Source organism: Moraxella sp. K1664, assembly GCF_039693965.1.
Taxonomy (GTDB): Bacteria; Pseudomonadota; Gammaproteobacteria; order Pseudomonadales; family Moraxellaceae; genus Moraxella.
The window spans coordinates 2,550,802-2,572,060 of the sequence record NZ_CP155576.1 but is presented as its reverse complement, the minus strand read 5'-3'; the positions used below and the strand labels follow the sequence as shown (position 1 = coordinate 2,572,060).

The following is a 21,259-nucleotide window of genomic DNA, read 5'->3' as shown; positions in this document are numbered from 1 at the left end:
AAAGAGATGAAAACAACCCTAAATGAAAAGGTGATTGCTTTTTTAAAACAACATGCCAATCAAGCATTTACCGCCAGAGAAATTGCTTTGGCAATTACCAAGACGTATGCAAAAGATTTTATCGACAAACGACAAAAGTATCCAAATGAAAAAGCGTTTATCGCTCAAATGGTGGCAGAAATTGGTTCAAATCCTAAGCAATTATTAAATATGTCTAATAACATCAACATTCAAGACAAACCACGCCCAAGAATATTTTGGTATGCGTCTGATGTTGAAACGACAGATTTGGTCAGTGATAAATTACCAATCCAAGAGACGGATAACACCTTTAAAAAAGACATTCAAAAATCCAAAAATACATTGACCGAGCATGAGTTATACCCCAAACTGATAGAGTTTTTATCCACAGAATTTGGCTTGTATTGCCTAAGAATTGATGAGAAAACCTCTAAAAACAGTCATGGACAAAACGGCAATCAATGGCTACACCCTGATATAGTTGCCATGCAAGCTATTGATAAATCTTGGAAAAAAGCGGTGCAAGACTGCGTCAAAATCTCTGGGGCAAATGTGCGATTGTGGTCTTTTGAAGTGAAAAAGGAACTCAATAAATCCAACGTGCGAGCCAGCTTTTTTCAGGCAGTGAGCAATTCAAGTTGGGCAAACGAAGGTTATTTGGTCGCCAGTAGTATTGCTGAAAACGTGTCCGAAGAGTTGCGGATTTTGTCGGATTTGCATGGCATTGGCGTGATTGTGCTAAATTTAGACGACATTACAGAAAGCGAAATTGTGTTGCCTGCTAAACGTAAAACAAACATCGATTGGCAATCGGTCAATCGCATTGTTGCTGAAAATAGAGACTTTGAGCGTTATATCAAATATGTATCGGTATATTATCGTACAGGCGATATTTTTAAGGAAAATTGGAATAAATAAAAAATCCGCCCCATGACATCATCACGGGGCGGATTTAATTTAGTGCTTATTTTTGATTGATTTTGGTCATCGCTTTTTCGTAGAACTCATTGAATTTGTCTTTGGCGGTGTGGACAAATTCGCTGTCGGCTTGCTCGTCAATCATATCGCTGATTTTACCAAATAACTCTTTGGTTTTTGATTTTTGATAAACGGGCAGTCTTTGGCAAACTTCGCCAACTTTGGCACGCACTTCGCTAATAACCTTTTCATCACCTTTGGCGTCCAAAATATCGCACACCCAACCCGCTAGCTCCACGCACTCGGCTTCTTTAAAACCACGAGTGGTAACGGCAGGTGTACCAAGACGGATACCGCTTGTTACAAAAGGTGATTTGGGGTCGTTTGGCACGGAGTTTTTGTTTACGGTGATGTGAGCGTCCCCAAGCCATTTGTCCGCTTCTTTGCCTGTAATGCCTTGTTTGATAAGGCTGATTAGCATAAGGTGGTTTTCGGTACCGCCAGACACCACATCATAACCACGAGCGATAATCGTGTCCGCCATGGCTTTGGCGTTTTTGACGACTTGTTGTTGGTATTCTTTGTATTCATCGCTCATCGCTTCTTTAAAACATACCGCTTTGGCGGCAATGGCGTGCATTAAGGGCCCGCCTTGCGTACCGGGGAAGACGGCTGAGTTTAGTTTTTTCTCAATCTCTTCGTTGGCTTTGGCAAGGATAAGACCCGAGCGGGGGCCACGCAAGGTTTTGTGGGTGGTGGTGGTTGTTACGTCCGCAATCTGCACGGGGTTCGGGTACACGCCTGCCGCCACAAGCCCTGCCACGTGTGCCATATCCACCATAAGATACGCACCAACTTCATCGGCAATCTCACGAAACTTTTGCCAGTCCATAACTTGGCTATATGCCGAAAAGCCAGCGATAATCATCTTGGGCTTATGTTCACGGGCTAGGCGAGCCACTTCATCATAATCAATCAAGCCGTCATCGGTAATACCATAATGCACGGCATTATAAGTCTTGCCAGAGAACGACACGCTTGCCCCATGTGTCAAGTGTCCACCGTGGGCAAGGCTCATGCCAAGCACAGTATCGCCTGCTTCTAGTAGGGCAAGATAAACGGCGGCGTTGGCATTAGACCCTGAGTGTGGTTGTACGTTGGCATAGTCCGCCCCAAACAGCTCTTTGGCACGGTCAATGGCAATCTGCTCAATCACGTCTACGTGTTCACAACCGCCATAATAGCGTTTGTTGGGGTAGCCTTCGGCATATTTGTTGGTTAGGTTTGAGCCTTGGGCTGCCATGACGGCAGGCGAGCAGTAGTTTTCTGACGCAATCAGCTCAATATGGTCTTCTTGACGCTGCCCTTCGGCATCAATGGCGGTGGCAATCTCAGGGTCAATGGCGTGTAGGGAGATGTCTTTGAACATAAAAAATCCTTAGGTTGGAAAGATTAGAAATGAAATGGCATAAATAAACATGCTAAGTGTATCATATTTTGTCTAAAATGGCAGGGGTATTTTTTGGGGTAAGAACGATTGTTTTAACCTTTAAAAGAAAAAACAAAAAAATCAAGACAAATACCCCATAATATGATAGATTAACCTGTTTTTGATAATTATTTTTTTGAATAATTACTCTAAAATAAACATTATTTTATATCATTTCAATAATTCATGGGGAATGCGTATGCTAACCTTTATTGGGCTTGCGATTATCGTGATAATCGTGGCACTTCTTTTGACCGAAAAGGTCTCGCCTGTGATTGCGATGGTCATTGTGCCACTTATTGGGGTATTGGTGGCAGGCTTTGACTTAGGTCAGGTCAAGGATTTTTATACTGATGGCACACGTTCGGTGATTCAGATTGTCATCATGTTTATTTTTGCCATTTTGTTTTTTGGCATCATGAGTGATGTGGGGCTGTTTCGTCCGCTCATCAATGGTTTGGTTAAGCTCACTCGGGGTAACATCATTGCCGTGAGTGTCGGCACGGTGTTGGTGTCGGTGGTGGCACAGCTAGATGGAGCGGGGGCGACCACGTTTTTGCTTGTTGTACCTGCCTTGTTGCCTTTGTATAAAAAATTGCACATGAACCCTTATATGCTGTTTTTATTGCTGGCGGCCAGTGCCGGCGTGGTCAATATGCTCCCTTGGGGTGGCCCGACAGGACGAGTGGCAACGGTTCTAGAAATGGACGTAAACGAGCTGTATCAGCCCTTGTTTAGTGTGCAGGTCATTGCTTTGACGTATATTGTGGCGTTGGCGGTGTTTTTGGGTTTGCGTGAAAAAAGACGTATTACCAAAGAATTTGGCGTATTGCCTGATGTGGGCGAGCTTATCGCTCCTGCCCAAATGACGGACGAAGAGACACGCCTTGCCAAACCAAAGCTGTTTTGGGTCAATGTGGTGATATTTATCCTAGCGATGGCGGTGCTATTTTCGGGCAAATTGCCACCTGGTTATGTGTTTATGATTGCCACGTCGGTGGTGCTACTCATCAACTATCGCAATCCCAAAGAACAGCTTGAACGCATTAATGCTCATGCAGGCGGGGCGATTATGATGGCAAGCATCATCTTGGCGGCAGGGACGTTTTTGGGGATTTTAAAGGGAACGGGTATGCTTGATGCCATTGCCAATGATTTGGTCAAAATCCTGCCAAATGCCATGTTGCCATACCTACACATCATCATCGGTATGCTGGGCGTACCCTTGGAGCTGGTACTTAGCACGGACGCTTATTATTTTGGGCTGTTTCCTGTGGTGGAACAAATCACCAGCCAAGCTGGGGTCGCCCCGACATCGGCAGGCTACGCCATGCTTATCGGCAGTATCGTGGGGACGTTTGTTACGCCGCTATCGCCTGCGTTGTGGATGGGCTTAGGTCTTGCCAATTTGTCAATGGGTAAGCATATCCGCTATTCTTTCATGTGGATTTGGGGCTTGTCGGTGGCGATTTTGGCAAGTGCGATTGTCATTGGGGTCATTCCTTTGGCATAAGGCTAATATCAGCCAACAACAACCGCTCAATGTGATTTGGGCGGTTTTTATTGCAAATTTGTCTTTCCTGCCGAGAATTTTTATGAAAAATCCGTCAAAAACACTTCCTGCACCAACACCGCTCGCCCTTGCCAATCATAAACCGTATTTCGTCCCCAATGTTCATTATTATCAAAAAAGTAAGTGCGAGCATGGGGCAGATTTTTGTTGTGTTTAAACATGACATAGCCAATCGGCGTACGTTTTAAGTGGCGTAGGCGTTTGGCATTGCCGACTAGACTTGTCAAGGGAAATATGCTTTTGGCACGCACCCACGCCACGTCATCATCGCCAAACAGCTCTACTTCACGCACCCACGCAAGGGTAGGGCGGTGGACAGGCAGTCCTAAGAGTTTTTTGGTGGTGAAATCAATTAACTGATGACCTTCATGTATCACGTTTACACGCAAGGCTTGCCCTGCTCGCTGTTCTAATAAGGCGGTCAGCGAGCCGTGAGAGTAGAGATAAGGGGTTAGGGTGGTGGGTGGCGTAGGCATGATAAATTTTTGTGAAATTTGGCAAATTTTAGCACAAAATGACCAATGTAGGGGCGAGATGGGGCGATTTTTGAGATGTTTTGTTACAATTTGGCAGATTTTTCAAAAAATTTTTAGAAAAAATCAAACATCATCATCAAGACAATTTATACATCCCATTTTGAGAAAATCGCCCCACTTTTCAAAGGGTTATCACATCGCTTGTCTTAATTATCATCAATTTTTATAATGAAAAAACCAACATCATTTTTTTAAAAAATAGTCATAATTTAAGCAGGCTATTGGATAAATGCCAAACTTTTGGGTATGCTAGGCACATGAAAAACAAACGAGCAATACAGATGGTTTTGCATTGCTTTTTTCATAAGTTGGCAGTTTTGTCATTCACGGTCCTAGACCCATGAACCTATAAGGAAAATTCTCATGACTTACCAATCCGCCCTAGAACACGTTCGTAACGTTAAAGCCAAATTAGGTGGCACTTGGGACGCTATCCGCCCAGAAGATGCCGCTCGCATGATTGTCCAAAACCGCTTCAAAACAGGTCTTGACATCGCCAAATACACCGCAAGCATTATGCGTAAAGACATGGCGGAATATGACGCTGACAACACCAAATACACCCAATCATTAGGTTGCTGGCATGGATTTATCGCCCAACAAAAAATGATTGCCAACAAAAAATACTTCGGCACAACGAGCAAACGCTACATCTACCTATCAGGCTGGATGGTTGCAGCCCTTCGCTCTGAGTTTGGTCCACTACCTGACCAATCTATGCACGAAAAAACTGCTGTGCCAAAGCTGATTGAAGAGATTTACACGTTCTTACGCCAAGCAGATGCCAAAGAGCTAAACGACTTGTTCCGTGCCTTACAAAAAGCCGAGCAAGCAGGCGACACCGCTAAGGTAAAAGAGCTAGAAAATCAAATTGACAACTTTGAAACCCACGTTGTGCCAATCATCGCTGACATTGATGCAGGTTTTGGTAACGAAGAAGCCACTTACCTACTTACCAAGCAAATGATTGAAGCGGGTGCGTGTGCCATTCAAATTGAAAACCAAGTCTCAGATGCCAAGCAGTGCGGACACCAAGCAGGTAAAGTTACCGTACCACACGAAGACTTTTTGGCAAAAATCAACGCCGTGCGTTATGCGTTCTTGGAGCTTGGCGTGGACGAGGGCGTGATTGTTGCCCGTACCGACTCAGAAGGTGCTGACCTTACCCAAAAAATCCCTGTCAGCCGTGAACCAGGCGACCTAGCGAGCAAATACATCAGCTACCTAGAAACCACCGAAATTGACATCTCAGAAGCTAAGGAAGACGAAATCCTTATCAAGCGTAACGGCAAGCTACACCGCCCAACTCGCCTAGCGTCTGGCTTGTATCAGTTCCGTGAGGGTACACAGCACGACCGTGTGGTACTAGACTGCGTAACTTCGCTCCAAAACGGTGCGGACATGATTTGGATTGAGACCCCAACCCCAGACGTGGCAGGCATTGCAAGTTTTGTGAATGACATCAAAAAGCAAGTGCCAGATGCTAAACTTGTGTACAACAACTCTCCGTCATTTAACTGGACAATCAACTTCCGCCAACAAGCCTATGACCGCTGGGTTGCCGAGGGCAAAGACGTATCAGGCTATGACCGTGCCAAGCTAATGGACGCTCAATATGACGACAGCGAGCTTGCCCGTGATGCGGACGAAAAAATCCGTACCTTCCAAGCAGATGCTGCCCGTGAAGCAGGTGTGTTCCACCACCTAATCACGCTACCGACTTACCACACCGCCGCTCTATCTACTCACGAGCTGGCAAAAGGCTACTTCGGTGATGAGGGTATGCTTGCCTATGTGGCTGGCGTTCAGCGTAAAGAAATCCGTGGCGGTATCGCTTGTGTGAAACACCAAGCCATGGCAGGTTCTGACATTGGCGATGACCACAAAGAGATTTTCTCTGGTGAGAACGCTCTTAAAGCAGGTGATGCGAGTAAAAACACCATGAACCAATTTGGCGGTTGAGACCTACTCGGCTAAACGCTACTGCTTCGTCAAACTCGCTCGTAGTACTACTTGTACAACTTCGCTCGTTTTTCTCGCATTAGCATTTATCCGCTTGGTCTGTCAAATGAATAAAAAACGGTGTTTTGCTGTTAAGGTAGAACACCGTTTTTGTTTAAATTATCCGTTCGGTGCGGATTTGTAGGGGCAAATTGCAATTTGCCCTATTATCCAAATTTCATCATTATTTTATTTTAAGGACAAAATTATGGCTACCCAACGCATTACCAAAGGCTCGCTTGCCATTGACAAAATTTTATTTGACTTTATTGAAAATGAAGCCCTGCCTGTCGCCAAACTTGACAGCGACACTTATTGGAAAAATTTTGAGCAGGTTGTGCTTGACTTGACCCCAAAAAACAAAGCCTTGCTTGCTCGCCGTGATGAACTGCAAGCCAAGATTGACGATTGGCACAAAAACAACGCCTATGAATTGTCATCTTACAAAAATTTCTTAACCGAAATCGGCTATCTTGAACCCGAAGTTGCTGATTTTGAGATTAGTACCCAAAACGTGGACGATGAGATTGCCACCATTGCAGGAGCTCAATTGGTCGTGCCTGTGCGTAACGCCCGCTATGCCCTAAACGCAGGTAACGCCCGTTGGGGTTCGCTGTATGATGCGTTGTACGGTTTTGACGTGATTCCTGAGACAGACGGAGCTGAAAAAGGCAAAGGTTATAACCCTGTGCGTGGGGCGAAGGTTGTGGCATTTGCCAAGAATTTTCTTGATGAAACATTCCCCCTAGCGGACGGCTCGCACGCTGATGTAACGTCTTACACCATAAAAGACGGTAAATTATCTGCCAAAATTGACGATAAAGTAACCACTTTAACCGAAAATAAAGTAGTCGGCTACAATGGTACGCCTGACAATCCTAGAGAAATTATCCTAAAAAACAACGGCTTACACGTCATTATCCAAATTGACCCAGAAAGCCCAATCGGCAAAGACGACAAAGCAGGGGTCAAAGACGTGGTGCTAGAATCTGCCGTTACCACCATTCAAGACCTAGAAGACTCTGTGGCGGCGGTAGATGCCGAAGAAAAAGTAGAAGGCTATCGCAACTGGCTTGGGCTAATGAAAGGCAATTTGTCCGAAACCTTAGAAAAAAATGGCAAAACCATTACCCGTACCCTAAACGCTGACCGCACTTATACTGACTTAAATGGCAATGCTAAGACCCTGCACGGGCGTTCGGTCATGCTACTTCGTAACGTGGGGCATTTGATGACAAACCCTGCTATCCTAGTGGGTGGCGAAGAGATTTTTGAAGGGATTATGGACGCACTTATCACGCCCATGCTCTCTGCCGTTGACATTCGTGGCGAGAATACCTTGCGTAACTCTCGCACAGGCTCGATGTATATCGTCAAGCCAAAAATGCACGGCTCGGACGAAGTGGCGTTTGCCGTTGAGCTGTTCTCTCGTGCCGAAGAAGCCATTGGCTTGCCCAAAAATAGCCTAAAAATGGGCATCATGGACGAAGAGCGTAGAACTTCTGCCAACCTTAAAAACTGCATCGCCCAAGCCCGTGAGCGGACGATTTTTATTAACACAGGCTTTATGGACAGAACGGGCGATGAGATTCACACCGCCATGCACGCAGGGGCGTTTGTGCGTAAGGGCGAGATTAAGGGGCAGGCGTGGTTTGGGGCGTATGAAGAGCGTAACGTCTCAATCGGTCTAAAAGCAGGACTGCGTGGCAAAGCCCAAATCGGCAAAGGCATGTGGCCTAAGCCTGATGAGCTTGCCGATATGTATCGCACCAAGATTGAGCACCCCCAAGCAGGGGCAAACTGTGCATGGGTACCGTCTCCAAGCGGTGCGGTGATTCACGCCATTCATTATCACAAATGCAATGTCATGAACCGTCAAGAAGAGCTTGCACGCCTTGCCACGCCTAGCCTTGATGACCTTTTGACCATTCCGCTTGCCACCGACACAAACTGGACAGCAGACGAAAAACGCCGTGAACTTGAAAACAACTGCCAAGGCATTTTGGGCTATGTGGTGCGTTGGGTTGATTTGGGCGTGGGTTGCTCCAAAGTGCCTGATATCAACAACGTGGGGCTAATGGAAGACCGTGCCACCTTGCGTATCTCATCTCAGCACGTCGCCAACTGGCTCGCTCACGGTGTCGTAACTGCCGATGAAGTGTGGGACACCCTAAAACGCATGGCAAAAGTCGTGGACGAACAAAACGCATCTGACCCTGCCTATCGTCCAATGTCGGCTGATTTTGATAATAACATTGCCTTTCACGCTGCCGCCGACCTTATCTTTAAGGGGGCGACCGAGCCGTCTGGCTATACCGAGCCACTGCTACACAAGGCAAGATTAAAGCTAAAAGGGTATCAGGGCGACTGATAAACCGCCCTATGGCTAAACAAAAACCCCAAATTAGTTTGGGGTTTTTGGGTTTTTTGGTAAATGATAGTTGCCACAGACAGTAGGGTGCGTAGTACGCACCAATAAGATTTTTCACTTAAAAGGTGCGTGGTACGCACCCTACCACTAAAATAATATCAACTTATAACATTTAATACTTTTAGATCTCTTTGTAACTGATCAAAGCACTCTTCATTGAGTAGAGATAACAAATCATCAAGATTATGCTGAGAAATAATCTCATTGATTTTTCTCAAAAAATAATTGCTGGCATCTGGGTGCCAACTAGAACACAAAGACAACATACCTGTATAGTGTATCAACAGCTCTAGCGGATGACGCTCCAAAATTGTAAAATCATAATCTACCATATAGATGATTTCTAAATGATTCTTTTCTTCGGGGCGAAAATCTCTACAGAATCCCATATAGACATAAAGCAAACAATCTAAAACCTCATAATAGGCATTGCTTAAATCGTTCATATTTGGTCTCACTTTTGGTTTGATTGTTGTCAGCAACTTTGATGTTAATTCTAGAAATGGGTTTATAACTAAATAGGTTTTTACTTTCTATGAGATTATTCACTTTCTTCATAAAGCATATCTAAAAACTCATCAAAGCTGTTGGCGATAGGAAAAACAATGTTTTTGTCTTGACCGTATTGATTGATAAAGGTGTCTTCGTGTCTCATTAGACGAACAGGAGGGTTGTTTGTGCTTAAATCTGGACGGTAATCAAAACAAATACTATCTCCATAAGCAGTAACACCAAATAGCACAAGATTTTCGTATGAATAAGAATCACCACACCATTGAAAGTCCGCCATGTTTTCAGAAAAATCATCACCAAAGCTTAAAAAATATATATCAGTTGAACTTATTAAACCATCTAAATTTATAAAATCAAACCTATTATTATAAAGCCTTAAGCCATTATGTTTTGATATTAGCTCAACATAAGAATTTGGAAGGGTAATATTATACTCTTTCTCAAAATCTCTAATTAATTGAATATCTGCTTGACCATTGTCATCAATAATTTTTAATTGTTTCATGATTTATCTACTTTCACTTAAAGAGCCTTCGGCAGTATGTTTTACATTCTAGATATTTATGGGATTATTCACTTTCTTCATAAAGCATATCTAAAAACTCATCAAAACTGTTAGCAACTGGAAAAATAACCATCTTTTCTTGACCGTGTTCATCAGTAAAAGTGTCTTCACAATCAACCAAGCAAACAGGAGGATTGTTTGAGCTTAAGTCTTGTCGGTAATCAAAACAAATGCGGTCTCCCAAGGCATTAATACCAAATGGAATAATGTTTTCGTGCTCATAAGGATCTCCACTCCACTGATAATCAACTATTTTATCATACCAAGCATCGCCAAAGATTAAAAAATATATCTCTGTTGAATCAATAGTGCCTTCTATATCTACAAACTCAAACCTATTATTATAAAGCCTTAGACCATTATGCCTTGAGATTAACTCAACGTAAGGTGTTGGAAGGGTAATATTGTACTCTTCTTCAAAATCCCTAATTAATTGAATGTCCGTTTGACCGTTGTCATCAAGAATTTTTAACTGTTTCATTGTTTATCTACCTTCACTTAAAGCACCTTCGCCAATATGTTTTACGGCATCGTTATGTATTTTTGATGGAACTAGTTCCGTAGGGTGCATACCACGCACCTTTTAAATAAAAAAGCACATTAGTGTGTCATACGTATTACTATCTAGTTAAATCATGGTTTTATTAGGTTTGTCAAAAACCCAAATCACAACCTTGCCAACCACAAATTCACCCCAAACCCAATAAATAAACACCCCACGCCAAACATCGCCAAAGTCATGATAATCGGGCGAGAGCCAAAGACATCGGCAAGTTTTTTGCCACTAAATACCAAAAGGAGCAAATACAAAAAGCTGACAAGTTGCAAAATCACCGCCAGCACAAAAAACGTCAAAAACGGCTTGTCATAAGTTGGGCTGACAAATTGCACAAAAAACGACAAGAAAAACAAAATCGCCTTGGGATTGGTAAGGCTTAATGATAGCGAGCGGTAAAAATGGTTTTGGTTTTGGACTTTGGGCGGATTAAAACTTTTACCCACAATGGCGTGGCGGTTTTTGAAGGTGTGATACGCCCCAACGATAAGCCGTGTCCCAAGATACGCCAAATAGCACCCACCGATGAGCTTGATGACATCAAAGACCGCAGGGTAGAGTTTGAGTAGCGTCCCCGCCCCAAAGACGGTTGCCAGTATGAGTATCGTATCGCCCACCAAAATCCCCGACATCGCCCCCATGCCCGCTCGCCTGCCTTGACTTGCCGACACCGATAGGCAGTATAGGCTGTTTGGACCGGGTAGGGTGATGATGATAATTACGCCAACAAGGTAAGTGGCTAGGTCTGTGATGCCGAACATGAAATTACACTCAAAAAAATGGGGGTGATGAGATTTGATTATATTGGGATTGGGGGTACTTGCCATTGTCAACATGTTATTGAAAACTAATAAAAACCCGATGATTTATTCCGTTTTTTAACAGATGTTTTCATTGTAAACGCCAAAGATAAGCACACCCTAATCAATCGGTAAATGACGGCGTCGCTTTTCTTGTTTGATTGCATCCCAAAGTGTTTGCCATTGCTGTTGTGCGTCGGGGTGGTTCACGTTAATGGGCTGGATGTTCGGTAAACGTGTTTGAATGGTGTAATCACGCAATTTTTCTGTGGGGTTATTACGCAAACGCCACTTGCCGATGTAATCGCCCGTTTTTAAATTCACACTGTCTTGACCTGCACCGTCATTTGCCGCGTTGCCCAAAGCCCAAAAATCGTAGCCTATGTATTGCATTTTGCCATTGGCGGGATTGTGGGCGTAGTGGTAACGGCTGCCGTGTCGCATTGCGCTACACGATACGATAAAACCCACACGCGCATTGTTTAAATGGGGCGGTTCATCGCAAACATTGTGTTCTGTGATGACTTTGTTTTGGCTGGATAATTTGATGTGCAACACGTCATCTTGCAGCCAAACGCGGTCGGGTTTGCCGTCGCCGTCCAAGTCTTTGCTGATGGACTGTTCTGTGGCGTGGGCGTGGTGGCTCAACAGTGCCAATAAGCCGATAAGTGCATATTTTTTCATGATGTTTTCCTGTTTATGCTGTCTGAGAATTGATTATTTCTGTATGTGTTTGCAGGTTGCCGGCAAATTATTTGCAAACCATCTCTGAAACAGTTTTGCCATGCCATGTTACCGTTACCCGACCTTTGATGTACTCTGATTCGGCGACATCACGCACTTCATATTGCCAGCCGTTTGGACGCGTAAACGTGTAAACCGAATGCAAATACCGCCCTGTGCCGTCTATGCGGACATCGCCATTTTGCAAAAACAAATCAGGCGTTGCACGCGATTTTGACCATGCGGTGTAGTGGTAGTCGTTGTCATGGTTGCTCACGGCGATGTTGATTTTGTCGCTGCGGCAGACGAATACGTCTTTGCTTTGGTGCTTGCCGCAAAAACGGTATTTTTGTTTGAATGCGGTTAATTGCTTGCCGTTTAAGGTGAATGTATCGGTGGGCGTGGACTGAATGATTTTGTCATCGTCATTGTCATCTACTTCTTCGCAACGCCATTTGGCACGCAGTTGCTGTGGTGTGGCGGTAAACACTTTGTCCAGCGTGCAGCTAGCACGGTATTGCGAGATTTTGTCTTGCTTGATGCTCCACCAGCGTGTGGTTTCGCCGTTTTGGTATTCTTCGCAGCTTTCGCCTGCTTCCACCCATTTGCCCTGAAACACAGCAGGGATTTCGTTTTTCGGAGCTGCCTGAATGCGGGTGGCAGTGAACAATAAAGCCAATAAAATCAATGGTTTTTTCATGATTAAATCTCTCCAAGATGGGTGTTTATGCTCAACCGTTTTAAAAAGTCAGTCATCCGTAGATTTGGTATAATCCACCAATTTTAAATTTAAACTTACCCATCTGCAAATCCTAAACCTTATAATTCGTCGGGTCTTTCTCGTCTTGCTTACCAACATCATCAAAAAACGCCCCAAGCACATTATCCCGAGCGGTATTATAATGGGCAAATGCTTGACAAGTGGTAGATAAGTCGCCTTGCCAAGCAGGTATCACACTTTTCATTTTGCCAAAGCGGTTTGGCACGTCAGGCATGGTTTTGGCGAACTCTACCGCACGCAGGGCATCATCACGGCTGTTGCACACCAGTGCCATGTCGCACCCAGCTTCTATGGCGGATTTGACCCGAGCGGTGACGTCCCCTGCCACGTGGGCGGCTTTCATGGATAAATCGTCCGAGAACAGCACACCGTCATAACCCATTTTATCCCGTAAAATCTCTTGGAGCCATACTTTTGAAAAGCCTGCTGGCTTGTCATCAATTTGACTAAAAATGACGTGGGCAGGCATGAGAGCGGATAGTTTGGCAAGGTTGTTTTTAAAAGTGATTAAATCACACCCCCAAATCTCATCTAGCGAACGGTCATCTACCGCATCGGAGACGTGCGAGTCAGGGGCGATAGAGCCATGACCGGGGAAGTGCTTGCCTGTGGCTTTCATGCCGGCGTTATTCATACCATCTATAAAGCGTGATGACAGGGCGGTAACGACTTGGGGGTCGGCATGAAACGCACGGTCGCCAATGACAAGGCTACACCCATTGATGTCCATCACAGGGGCAAAGCTGATATCCACGCCCACCGCCAAGACTTCACACGCCATCAGATAGCCTGTATCATAGGCAAGCGATAGGGCAAGCTGTTGGTTATTATCATAAATCTCGCCCAGTCGCCCCATCGCAGGCAAGGGCGTAAAACCGTCCCTAAATCGTGCCACTCGTCCGCCTTCTTGGTCAGCACTGATGATGAGATTGGGATTGACCGCTCTCATGCTGTCGGTCAAAGCTCGCACTTGGGTAGGGTCTTGTACGTTGCGTTTAAATAAAATCACCCCACCCAATGCGTCATTTGCCAAAAATGCCTTATCGTCATCGGTGAGCGTCAAGCCGTCCACGTCCGCCATGATGATACCAGTTGCCATAAATCGCCCCATAAGAAGTTAAAAGGCTTATTATGCCATGAAACGGCAAAAACGCCACAAAATCTGTGTAACTTTTCCCAAAAAACATCACAAAATAAAGACACACAAGTAATAAAGATATGTTATGATAAGTCATTTTTAATTTGTCAGTTGTGACAACCGTGTTTGGAAGTACTATGATGTCAAAAAAACAACTTTTTTTATCAGGGGTGGCAACAGTCATCGCAGGCGGTTTGTTTGCCCAAAGTTATGTGGGCGTGGCGATGGCACAGGACAAAGTCGGGTTTGAGCCGACTGCTGAACAAAAAGTCACCACCCGTCAAGTGTCATTATTATTGGATAAAGCCCATTATCTAGAACAGCCCCTAAATCAGCAAATGGGGGCGAAGATTTTGACCATGTATTATGACCAGCTTGACCCATCACGCACGCTGTTTTTACAGTCGGACATCGATGAGTTAAATGCCAAATATGCTGATAATTTTGCCGAACGCCTAAAACGTGGCGACTTGTCGGCAGGGATTGAAGTGTTTGAGCGTTATCGCACACGTTCCAATGAGTATTATGATTTTGCCAAAGAATTTTTAAAAACCGATGTCAATCTAAACACCGACAAAACCATCGTGCTAGACCGTGAAGAAGCCCCACGTTTTAAGAGTGTTGATGAGCAGCGAGAGTTTTGGCAAACGCAGACCACCTATGCACTCATTGGGCTAACACTTGGTCAAGAAGATGATAAAGCAAAGGACAAGGCATTTTTGGACAATCCTGAGTTGGCTCGGGGTCAGGATTTGGTGCGTGGCGATGAGCGTACGCCCACTGAGATTTTGCTTAACCGCCTAAACCGTCAGCAAGAACAGCTTGCCCGCCTAAAAAATGATGAAATCATGGAAACAATTTTAAATGCGGCGACCTTGACTTACGACCCACACAGCAACTATTTTGCTCCTGTGCAAGCCAATGAAATGCAAATCCAGTCAAATTTGCAATTAGAAGGCATTGGCGTATCCATTCGTCCCGACCGCAAAAACCCTGATTATATCCGTATCGTGAGCCTAGTGGACGGGGGTCCTGCTCAAAAAACAGGACAAGTCCAAGCCAATGACTTGATTTTGGGGGTTGCCCAAGATGGCGAGAGCATGGTGGATACGGTCGGATTTAGCACCCGTGAGATAGTGGCACTCATTCGGGGGGCAAAAGGTACATCTGTTACCATTCGTGTCAAACAGCCCAACACGCCTGACAGTTCGGCTCGTACAGTTACCATCGTGCGTGACGTCATCAAACAAGAAGAGTCAGGGGTACATCACCGCGTGATTGAAGTGCCTTATGATGGTGGCATCAAGCGTGTGGGTGTGTTAGAGATTCCCAGTTTTTATCTTAACTTTGCCGCACGTCGTAGTGGGGCAGGGGCGGACGAGTATCGTTCGGTGAGCTTAGACACCGAAAAAGCCATCAAGGCGTTAAATGAGCAAAACATTGATGGTATGGTGGTGGATTTGCGTAATAACCCTGGTGGCTCGTTAGATGAAGTCGCCAAAATGCTGGGGCTATTTATCAAAGAAGGGCCTTTGGTGCAAATCCGTGATAACAAAGGCAACGTGCAGGTATTTGCGGACAAAGACGGTGGTAAACAGCTCTATGCAGGCGAGATGGCAGTGCTTATCAATCTAGGCTCGGCATCAGCGTCAGAGATTTTCTCGGCGGCGATTCAAGACTATGGACGTGGACTGGTGGTGGGCAGTACGACCACGGGCAAAGGCTCGGCACAGGTACAGCGTGATGATTTGGCACTCGGGTCGATGACGCTCACACAGCGTAAATTTTATCGTATCACAGGCGGTAGCACCCAAAACAAGGGCGTGGTGCCTGATGTGCCACTGGTGAACATCTATGAAGGCATTGAGTTTGGTGAGCGTGAGTACAAAAACCCCTTGGAGTGGGACACCATCAAAACCACGCCATTCATGGCACATGGTAAATATTCTAAGGATTTGATGGCATCGCTCATCGCATCATCAAAGGCACGCCAAGAGAGCAATCCGCAGTTCAAATACCTAACGGCATTGAACGACATTCGTGCCATGGATGATGACAAAAAACCTGCCAATGTGGACATTGACAAACGCCGTGCCAAGCGTGACCTTATCGAGCAAAAAACCTTGGCTGCCGAAAATGCCCGTCGTCAAGCCATGGGCGAGACCCCATTTACCGACTGGTCGATGTATCAGGCGAGTATGGACGCCCTGGCCGAAGAGCGTAGCTTGATGAAAGAAAACGAACGCCCGCAACTGCCCGAGAGTGAAGCATTTGTCATCGAAGCGGCGACCTTGATGTTTGAAGCCAAAGACAAAAAGACATTGGTGGAGTAATGCAAGGATAAAAGCAAGGATAAAAGCAAGCAAAGATAAAATAAAGCATGGCGGTTTGTCATGCTTTTTTACCAAATTTTATCGTTATCCCCTAGGATTTTTATCAAAACTTGGTTATAATAAAAAAGATTTTGACCGACAAAACGGCAAAATTACGAACTTATTCATCCATTTATTTTAAGGAAATATCATGGCTATTGAACGCACACTTTCTATCGTAAAACCAGACGCAGTGGGTGCCAACCACATCGGCGAGATTTTCTCTCGCTTTGAAAAAAATGGTCTAAAAATCATCGCTACCAAGATGAAACATCTATCAAAAGAAGAAGCCGAAGGTTTTTATGCTGAGCATAAAGAGCGTGGTTTTTTTAATGACCTAGTGGCATTCATGACCTCAGGCCCTGTGGTGGTGTCTGTCCTAGAAGGTGAAAATGCGGTACTTGCTCACCGTGACATCCTAGGTGCGACCAACCCAAAAGAAGCAGCTGCTGGCACCATCCGTGCTGACTTTGCTACCAGCATTGATGAGAACGCTGCTCACGGTTCTGACAGCACCACATCGGCTGAGCGTGAGATTGCGTATTTCTTTGCCGATAACGAAGTTTGCCCACGCACTCGTTAATTTTGCCAAGCAAAAACTGTTAAGCAAAACTGCTAAGCAAAAAAACCGAGCCATGATAGATGGTTCGGTTTTTTATATAAAAAATCCGCCAAAAATTAGTCAAAAACCACCGTTTTATTACCATCTAGGATGATACGGTCTTCTAGGTGCCATTTGACCGCACGAGCCAACACTTCACGCTCAATGTCTCGCCCAAGTTCTCGTAGCTCTGCCACATCAAAGGCATGGCTAACACGCTCCACGCCTTGCTCGATGATGGGGCCTTCATCAAGCTCGCTTGTGACATAGTGAGCGGTCGCCCCGATGAGTTTGACCCCTTTATCAAAGGCTTGTTTATAGGGGTTTGCTCCCACAAAGGCAGGCAAAAATGAGTGATGAATGTTGATGACTTTACTCTCCCACTTATCGACAAAACTTGGCGTAAGAATTTGCATATAACGAGCCAGCACCAGCAAATCATTGCCCTGCATGACTTCATCGATTTTGTCGTAGGCTTCGTCTTTGTTGTCTTTACCAACAGGAATATGCACAAAAGGAATGCCAAAGCTTTCAACATCGGCACGCAAATCTTCGTGGTTGGAGACGACTTTGGTAATCTGACAGGGCAATGTCCCACGGCTATAACGCCACAAAAGTTCTAACAAGGCATGGTCTTCTTTGGATACCAAAATCCCCATTTTTTTGACATCAAAACTACAAGACAACCGCCAGCTCATTTGGTATTTGTCAGCGACATTTTTGGCAAAGGTATCAAGCAGGGTTTGCTTTTTGTCTGCCAAATCTTCCACATGAAATTCTACTCGCATGAAGTATTTACCGCCATAGGCTTCGGTCGTGTGTTGGTCAAGCGAGATGATGTTGGCCCCGTGATGATATAAAAAGCCTGATACCGCTTGGACAATGCCTGCTTGGTCGGCACAAGTTACCAAAAGTCGTGCAATGTTTTGATTCATGGTCTTACTCTGTTTTCATTAAAAAAGTGCTAATTTTACCACCATATGAGCCCGATGGGGGAATTTTTTGGTAAAAGATGTTATTTTGGATTTTAAAATGGGCTGTGTTGATTTTTCTAAAAAACTTCCTGCAAAACTAGTTTTCCGTTCGCCCTTGTATCAACCCAACACCAAACCTAGATTATCTGCTAGAATGTTGTTGGGTTATACAAGCAAAGAGAACACGGGTTCGCCCTTAGTGTCTTAACACTGGTGCTCAGATGGTGTCCTTTGCTTGTCATCTTAACTCTGAATGGTATCTAAGTGCGTTTATTAAAACAGACACTGCATAAACAAGGCAAGAGACAGATGATACACTATATTGGCATAGACATCAGCAAAGCAAAGTTTGATGTTGCATTTATAAACCCAAGCACAAATAAAGTAAAAACCAAGGTTTTTAACAACAACAAAGCAGGCTTTGATTTACTGCTTGCTTGGTTAAAAACCAATGTCAGCAATCATCTTGATGAGCTACACATCATCCTAGAAGCAACAGGGGTTTATCATGAACACCTAAGTGAGTTTCTTGATGATAATAATATCAAGCAAAGCATTGTCAATCCTAACTATGTCCGCAAATTTGCAGACAGTTTGGGGGTAATCCATAAAACTGATAAAAAAGACAGCATTATTTTATCAAGGTATGGTTATAGCCACAAGCCTGAGGTTTGGGTAGCACCTAGCATTGAAGCCAAACAGCTAAAAGCTCTATTGGCTCGCTTAGAAGCACTCAAAGAAGATTTGCAACGAGAGCAAAACCGACAAGAGTTGCTCTTATCACCCAATCTGCCCGATTTGGTTAAAGCATCCATGCAAACAGTCATCAGTGTCCTTCAAGAGGAAATTGCCAAACTCACCAAAGACATTGATGACTTTGTTGACAAACAACCAAGTTTAAAGCAAGACAAAACCTTACTTGAAACCATTGACGGTATTGGTTCTGTTATTGCCAAAGAAGTGGTATGCTTAATACATACCAAACAATTTAAAAAAGCCTCACAGATGGCTTCGTTTTTAGGCTTAATACCCAAACAAAGACAGTCAGGTGTCTTTAAGGGAGCAACCAAACTGTCCAAACAAGGGCAAGTCTCTTTGCGTGCTAAGCTGTATATGTCTGCAATGAGTGCCATTCGTTATAATAGCACCATTAAGGCATTTTATGAACGATTACAACAAAACGGTAAAACCAAAATGCAAGCCTTATGTGCTTGTATGCGTAAATTGGTACATATCTGTTTTGGTGTTATCAAAACCCAAACATCCTTTGAGCAACAAGTATCTTTAAGTTAGTTTGTAAGATACTAGATACCAGATACTTAAAAAACCATTGACTTAGGTGGGGTATCATGGTATCTGAGCTATGCCTGCGGGTGGCGGAAAACCGTTATGGGCAGGCTAGCTCACTTTGAGCAGTTTTCTTTAATTTGGGGTTTTGCAGGAAGTCTAAAATAAAAAAGGATTTAAAAGTCGTTTAACCTTTAAATCCTTGGTGTAACCAAAACCCCTAGCCCAATATCAAACTGTCATCCGCCACTTTCTCGCCACGGGTTTTTTCAAACATGTCTAGTAGGTCTTGGACGTCCATACCACGGCGTTCATCGCCCGAGACATCAAGAACTACCTGCCCTTGATGGAGCATGACGGTGCGTGTGCCGTGAGCCAATGCCTGAGCCATCGAGTGCGTGACCATGAGTGTGGTTAGCCGACCTTCATTCACGATTTTGTCGGTGAGTTCTAGGACAAAACTGGCGGTTTTGGGGTCAAGGGCGGCGGTGTGTTCGTCCAGCAGTAGGATTTTGGATGGTTGTAGGCTTGCCATGAGTAGGCTGACCGCTTGGCGTTGTCCGCCTGAGAGCAGTCCCATGCGGTCGGTTAGGCGGTTTTCTAACCCTAGATTTAAGATGGCAAGTTTGTCACGAAACAGCTCACGATTTTTGCTATTTAGGGCAGGAAGTAAGCCACGCACGCCCCCACGTTTAAAGGCGAGAGCCATGTTATCTTCGATGGTTAGGGCTTCACAAGTGCCTGCCATCGGGTCTTGGAATACACGGGCGACCCAGTGACTGCGTTTGTGCGTGGGCTTTTTGGTAACGTCCATGCCATTTATCACAATCGAGCCAGTATCGGGGCGTAAGGCACCGCTTACCGTGTTTAGGAAAGTGGATTTGCCTGCCCCGTTAGTACCGATGACGGTCACAAATTCGCCATCGTTGATGTGCAAAGACAGCCCACGCAAGGCAGGGTTTTCGATGGGTGTGCCAGCGTTAAAGGTCAGACGCAAATCGGTTGCGGTCATCATGAGGCACCCCCTGTTTTGGCAGATTTTTTGCCCATGCCAAATGCACTTAGGGCTTTTGAGCGAAATTTGGGTAAAATCAGAGCAATCGCTACCAGTAGGGCGGTCACTAGGTTCAAGTCCTGCGGTCCAAAACCGATACTGCGTAAGGTTTGGCTAGATAGGGCGATTTGGATAAAGAGTTTATACAGCACCGCACCGATGACCACCGAGAGCGTGATAAGAAAGATTTTTTTGGCACTTAGCACGGTCTCACCGATGATGACCGCCGCCAGACCGACCACGATGGTGCCGATACCCACTGAGATGTCCGCTCCGCCTTGGGTCTGCACGAATAACGCCCCTGATAGAGCAATCAAGCCGTTACTAATCGCCATGCCGAGCATGATGGTAAAGGAAGTGTTAATGCCTTGGGCTTGTGCCATTTTTAGGTTGGAGCCTGTGGCACGCATGGCAAGCCCTGTCTCGGTATTAAAAAACCAGTCAAGCAGGAGTTTGACCACAACCACAACTGCCCCTGCGACCAATACACGCACCCACATGCCATTATCGCCACTGATAAAGGGGGTAAAAACACTTGGCTCACCAAGTAGTGATAGGTTAGGGGCATTCATGATACGTAGGTTCACCGAATACAGAGCGGTCATGACCAAAATACCTGCCAGTAGGTGTAATATGCCAATCTTGACATTCAGCCATGCGGTCACAACCCCTGCCATCATGCCTGCCATCATGCCAAAAAGACAAGCCACCCAAGGGTTAAAGCCTGCGATGATGGATACTGCCGCCACCGCACCGCCCAAGGGAAAACTACCATCGGCGGTCAAATCAGGAAAGTCCAAAATGCGAAACGATATGAGCACCCCAAGTGCCATGATGGCATATATCAGTCCGCTCTCTAACGCCCCTAAAAAGGCAATCAATGACATATCTGCTCCAATCAAAACAAAACACACGCCCACGATTTG

Annotated in this window: 20 protein-coding genes; 7 read left to right on the top strand and 13 right to left on the bottom strand. The window is 45.0% G+C overall.

Going from position 1 to position 21,259, the window contains the following annotated elements:
* The first annotated feature begins 6 nt into the window (after nt 1-6).
* Nucleotides 7-939: an HrgA protein gene (locus AAHK14_RS12445; RefSeq protein ID WP_065256262.1), complete on the top strand. Its 933-nt coding sequence runs from the start codon at nt 7-9 to the stop codon at nt 937-939.
* A gap of 46 nt (nt 940-985) precedes the next feature.
* On the opposite strand, the gene glyA is transcribed toward AAHK14_RS12445, so the two are convergent.
* The gene (gene glyA / locus AAHK14_RS12440) at nt 986-2,368 is read right to left on the bottom strand and encodes a serine hydroxymethyltransferase (RefSeq protein ID WP_065256263.1); all 1,383 of its coding nucleotides are present in this window, start codon (nt 2,366-2,368) and stop codon (nt 986-988) included.
* 259 nt (nt 2,369-2,627) lie between these two features.
* Here glyA and AAHK14_RS12435 point away from each other — a divergent pair, with 259 nt between their 5' ends.
* Entirely contained in the window at nt 2,628-3,941 is a 1,314-nt protein-coding gene (locus tag AAHK14_RS12435) for a citrate:proton symporter (RefSeq protein WP_065256264.1), read from the top strand.
* Between the two features lie 80 nt (nt 3,942-4,021).
* Here the strand turns inward: AAHK14_RS12435 and AAHK14_RS12430 are convergent, their stop codons facing one another.
* Nucleotides 4,022-4,477 carry a chorismate lyase gene (locus AAHK14_RS12430; RefSeq protein WP_065256265.1) on the bottom strand — a complete coding sequence of 152 codons (456 nt, stop codon included), beginning with the start codon at nt 4,475-4,477 and terminating at the stop codon, nt 4,022-4,024.
* A 423-nt stretch (nt 4,478-4,900) separates the two neighbouring features.
* Here AAHK14_RS12430 and AAHK14_RS12425 point away from each other — a divergent pair, with 423 nt between their 5' ends.
* Together AAHK14_RS12425 and AAHK14_RS12420 are read left to right on the top strand one after the other, a co-directional pair.
* Nucleotides 4,901-6,499 carry an isocitrate lyase gene (locus AAHK14_RS12425; protein ID WP_065256266.1) on the top strand — a complete coding sequence of 533 codons (1,599 nt, stop codon included), beginning with the start codon at nt 4,901-4,903 and terminating at the stop codon, nt 6,497-6,499.
* Nucleotides 6,500-6,746: 247 nt separating this feature from the next.
* Nucleotides 6,747-8,909 carry a malate synthase G gene (locus tag AAHK14_RS12420; protein ID WP_065256267.1) on the top strand — a complete coding sequence of 721 codons (2,163 nt, stop codon included), beginning with the start codon at nt 6,747-6,749 and terminating at the stop codon, nt 8,907-8,909.
* A 158-nt stretch (nt 8,910-9,067) separates the two neighbouring features.
* Here AAHK14_RS12420 and AAHK14_RS12415 read toward each other — a convergent pair whose 3' ends face one another.
* From AAHK14_RS12415 to AAHK14_RS12380, 8 genes are all read right to left on the bottom strand, one after another.
* Nucleotides 9,068-9,415 (bottom strand): hypothetical protein, encoded by a 348-nt coding sequence (locus tag AAHK14_RS12415; protein ID WP_065256268.1) that lies wholly within the window; start codon nt 9,413-9,415, stop codon nt 9,068-9,070.
* 95 nt (nt 9,416-9,510) lie between these two features.
* Nucleotides 9,511-9,987, bottom strand: a complete 477-nt coding sequence (locus AAHK14_RS12410) for an SMI1/KNR4 family protein (protein WP_065256269.1) — start codon at nt 9,985-9,987, stop codon at nt 9,511-9,513.
* Between the two features lie 64 nt (nt 9,988-10,051).
* A complete protein-coding gene (locus tag AAHK14_RS12405) occupies nt 10,052-10,528 on the bottom strand; it encodes an SMI1/KNR4 family protein (protein ID WP_065256270.1) in 477 nt (158 codons plus the stop codon).
* Between the two features lie 185 nt (nt 10,529-10,713).
* A complete protein-coding gene (gene leuE / locus AAHK14_RS12400; protein WP_065256278.1) occupies nt 10,714-11,364 on the bottom strand; it encodes a leucine efflux protein LeuE in 651 nt (216 codons plus the stop codon).
* Between the two features lie 159 nt (nt 11,365-11,523).
* On the bottom strand, nt 11,524-12,087 hold the full coding sequence (locus AAHK14_RS12395; RefSeq protein WP_065256271.1) for a hypothetical protein: 564 nt from the start codon (nt 12,085-12,087) through the stop codon (nt 11,524-11,526).
* 67 nt (nt 12,088-12,154) lie between these two features.
* A complete protein-coding gene (locus AAHK14_RS12390; protein WP_065256272.1) occupies nt 12,155-12,826 on the bottom strand; it encodes a hypothetical protein in 672 nt (223 codons plus the stop codon).
* Nucleotides 12,827-12,938: 112 nt separating this feature from the next.
* Nucleotides 12,939-14,006, bottom strand: coding sequence for a beta-N-acetylhexosaminidase (gene nagZ, locus AAHK14_RS12385; protein WP_065256273.1), 1,068 nt, complete (start codon nt 14,004-14,006; stop codon nt 12,939-12,941).
* Nucleotides 13,954-14,142 (bottom strand): hypothetical protein, encoded by a 189-nt coding sequence (locus AAHK14_RS12380; protein ID WP_156065147.1) that lies wholly within the window; start codon nt 14,140-14,142, stop codon nt 13,954-13,956. The genes nagZ and AAHK14_RS12380 overlap by 53 nt, the downstream gene beginning before the upstream one ends.
* A 43-nt stretch (nt 14,143-14,185) precedes the next feature.
* Between AAHK14_RS12380 and AAHK14_RS12375 the strand changes: the two genes are divergently transcribed.
* Both AAHK14_RS12375 and ndk read left to right on the top strand, forming a co-directional pair.
* Nucleotides 14,186-16,378, top strand: coding sequence for a carboxy terminal-processing peptidase (locus AAHK14_RS12375; RefSeq protein WP_065256279.1), 2,193 nt, complete (start codon nt 14,186-14,188; stop codon nt 16,376-16,378).
* A 190-nt stretch (nt 16,379-16,568) separates the two neighbouring features.
* The gene (gene ndk, locus AAHK14_RS12370; RefSeq protein ID WP_062498305.1) at nt 16,569-17,000 is read left to right on the top strand and encodes a nucleoside-diphosphate kinase; all 432 of its coding nucleotides are present in this window, start codon (nt 16,569-16,571) and stop codon (nt 16,998-17,000) included.
* A 95-nt stretch (nt 17,001-17,095) separates the two neighbouring features.
* Here ndk and purU read toward each other — a convergent pair whose 3' ends face one another.
* Nucleotides 17,096-17,953 carry a formyltetrahydrofolate deformylase gene (purU, locus tag AAHK14_RS12365; RefSeq protein WP_062498304.1) on the bottom strand — a complete coding sequence of 286 codons (858 nt, stop codon included), beginning with the start codon at nt 17,951-17,953 and terminating at the stop codon, nt 17,096-17,098.
* A gap of 303 nt (nt 17,954-18,256) precedes the next feature.
* Here purU and AAHK14_RS12360 point away from each other — a divergent pair, with 303 nt between their 5' ends.
* Nucleotides 18,257-19,285 carry an IS110 family transposase gene (locus AAHK14_RS12360; protein ID WP_083108321.1) on the top strand — a complete coding sequence of 343 codons (1,029 nt, stop codon included), beginning with the start codon at nt 18,257-18,259 and terminating at the stop codon, nt 19,283-19,285.
* A 214-nt stretch (nt 19,286-19,499) separates the two neighbouring features.
* Here the strand turns inward: AAHK14_RS12360 and AAHK14_RS12355 are convergent, their stop codons facing one another.
* Nucleotides 19,500-20,294, bottom strand: a complete 795-nt coding sequence (locus AAHK14_RS12355) for an ABC transporter ATP-binding protein (protein WP_065255522.1) — start codon at nt 20,292-20,294, stop codon at nt 19,500-19,502.
* Nucleotides 20,291-21,220 (bottom strand): ABC transporter permease, encoded by a 930-nt coding sequence (locus AAHK14_RS12350; protein WP_065255521.1) that lies wholly within the window; start codon nt 21,218-21,220, stop codon nt 20,291-20,293. Before AAHK14_RS12350 ends, AAHK14_RS12355 begins: the two co-directional genes overlap by 4 nt.
* Between the last annotated feature and the right edge of the window lie 39 nt (nt 21,221-21,259).

Bases quoted from the DNA above. Each gene is read 5' to 3' on its own strand.
- AAHK14_RS12445 (WP_065256262.1), top strand. From the start codon at position 7: ATGAAAACAACCCTAAATGAAAAGGTGATTGCTTTTTTAAAACAACAT.
- glyA (WP_065256263.1), bottom strand. From the start codon at position 2,368: ATGTTCAAAGACATCTCCCTACACGCCATTGACCCTGAGATTGCCACC.
- AAHK14_RS12435 (WP_065256264.1), top strand. From the start codon at position 2,628: ATGCTAACCTTTATTGGGCTTGCGATTATCGTGATAATCGTGGCACTT.
- AAHK14_RS12430 (WP_065256265.1), bottom strand. From the start codon at position 4,477: ATGCCTACGCCACCCACCACCCTAACCCCTTATCTCTACTCTCACGGC.
- AAHK14_RS12425 (WP_065256266.1), top strand. From the start codon at position 4,901: ATGACTTACCAATCCGCCCTAGAACACGTTCGTAACGTTAAAGCCAAA.
- AAHK14_RS12420 (WP_065256267.1), top strand. From the start codon at position 6,747: ATGGCTACCCAACGCATTACCAAAGGCTCGCTTGCCATTGACAAAATT.
- AAHK14_RS12415 (WP_065256268.1), bottom strand. From the start codon at position 9,415: ATGAACGATTTAAGCAATGCCTATTATGAGGTTTTAGATTGTTTGCTT.
- AAHK14_RS12410 (WP_065256269.1), bottom strand. From the start codon at position 9,987: ATGAAACAATTAAAAATTATTGATGACAATGGTCAAGCAGATATTCAA.
- AAHK14_RS12405 (WP_065256270.1), bottom strand. From the start codon at position 10,528: ATGAAACAGTTAAAAATTCTTGATGACAACGGTCAAACGGACATTCAA.
- leuE (WP_065256278.1), bottom strand. From the start codon at position 11,364: ATGTTCGGCATCACAGACCTAGCCACTTACCTTGTTGGCGTAATTATC.
- AAHK14_RS12395 (WP_065256271.1), bottom strand. From the start codon at position 12,087: ATGAAAAAATATGCACTTATCGGCTTATTGGCACTGTTGAGCCACCAC.
- AAHK14_RS12390 (WP_065256272.1), bottom strand. From the start codon at position 12,826: ATGAAAAAACCATTGATTTTATTGGCTTTATTGTTCACTGCCACCCGC.
- nagZ (WP_065256273.1), bottom strand. From the start codon at position 14,006: ATGGCAACTGGTATCATCATGGCGGACGTGGACGGCTTGACGCTCACC.
- AAHK14_RS12380 (WP_156065147.1), bottom strand. From the start codon at position 14,142: ATGACTTATCATAACATATCTTTATTACTTGTGTGTCTTTATTTTGTG.
- AAHK14_RS12375 (WP_065256279.1), top strand. From the start codon at position 14,186: ATGTCAAAAAAACAACTTTTTTTATCAGGGGTGGCAACAGTCATCGCA.
- ndk (WP_062498305.1), top strand. From the start codon at position 16,569: ATGGCTATTGAACGCACACTTTCTATCGTAAAACCAGACGCAGTGGGT.
- purU (WP_062498304.1), bottom strand. From the start codon at position 17,953: ATGAATCAAAACATTGCACGACTTTTGGTAACTTGTGCCGACCAAGCA.
- AAHK14_RS12355 (WP_065255522.1), bottom strand. From the start codon at position 20,294: ATGATGACCGCAACCGATTTGCGTCTGACCTTTAACGCTGGCACACCC.
- AAHK14_RS12350 (WP_065255521.1), bottom strand. From the start codon at position 21,220: ATGTCATTGATTGCCTTTTTAGGGGCGTTAGAGAGCGGACTGATATAT.